Genomic DNA, 1,155 nt, shown 5'->3' with positions numbered 1-1,155 from the left:
CGTCCGCCTTCACGGATAGCGAAGCGGAGCTTCTCTTCCATGGCGATCGGGACGATGAGGTGGACTTCCATGGCGATGTTGTCGCCGGGCATGACCATCTCGGTGCCTTCCGGCAGGTGGACGACGCCGGTGACGTCGGTGGTGCGGAAGTAGAACTGCGGGCGGTAGTTGGTGAAGAACGGGGTGTGGCGCCCGCCCTCTTCCTTGGTGAGGATGTAGGCCTCGGCCTTGAACTTGGTGTGGGGCTTGACCGAGCCGGGCTTGCACAGCACCTGGCCGCGCTCGACGTCCTCACGCTTGGTGCCACGCAGCAGCGCGCCGATGTTGTCGCCCGCCTGGCCCTGGTCCAGCAGCTTGCGGAACATCTCGACGCCGGTCACCGTGGTCTTCACGGTGTCCTTCAGGCCGACGATCTCGATTTCCTCGCCGACCTTGACGATGCCGCGCTCGACGCGGCCGGTCACCACCGTGCCGCGACCCGAGATCGAGAACACGTCCTCGACCGGCATCAGGAAGGGCTGGTCGATCGGGCGCTCGGGCTGCGGGATGTAGGCGTCGACCGACTCCATCAGCTTCAGGACGGCGTCGCGGCCGATCTCGGGCTGACGGTCCTCGAGCGCGCACAGCGCCGAACCCTTGGTGATCGGGATGTCGTCACCGGGGAAGTCGTACTTCGACAGAAGCTCGCGAACCTCGAGCTCGACCAGGTCGAGAAGCTCCGGATCGTCGACCATGTCGACCTTGTTCATGAACACCACCAGCGCAGGCACGCCGACCTGGCGCGCCAGGAGGATGTGCTCGCGGGTCTGCGGCATCGGGCCGTCGGCCGACGACACGACCAGGATCGCGCCGTCCATCTGCGCCGCGCCCGTGATCATGTTCTTCACATAGTCGGCGTGGCCGGGGCAGTCGACGTGCGCATAGTGGCGGTTCGCCGTCTCGTACTCGACATGCGAGGTCGAGATCGTGATGCCGCGAGCCTTCTCCTCAGGCGCCTTGTCGATCTGGTCGTACGCCGTGAACGACGCACCGCCGGACTCCGCCAGGACCTTCGTGATCGCAGCCGTCAAAGACGTCTTACCATGGTCAACGTGACCAATCGTACCGATGTTGCAGTGCGGCTTCGTCCGCGAAAACTTCTCTTTGGCCATGGCA

General features: G+C 64.9%; 1 protein-coding gene. It reads right to left on the bottom strand.

The features are described 5' to 3' along the window. A partial coding sequence (tuf, locus tag ABE438_RS20310) for an elongation factor Tu (RefSeq protein WP_346504491.1) occupies nucleotides 1-1,151 on the bottom strand: 1,151 nt, incomplete at its 3' end. Between the last annotated feature and the right edge of the window lie 4 nt (nucleotides 1,152-1,155).

This window comes from Allobosea sp. TWI1241 (assembly GCF_039673065.1).
Taxonomy (GTDB): domain Bacteria; phylum Pseudomonadota; class Alphaproteobacteria; order Rhizobiales; family Beijerinckiaceae; genus Allobosea.
This window is presented reverse-complemented; position numbering and strand designations above follow the sequence as displayed.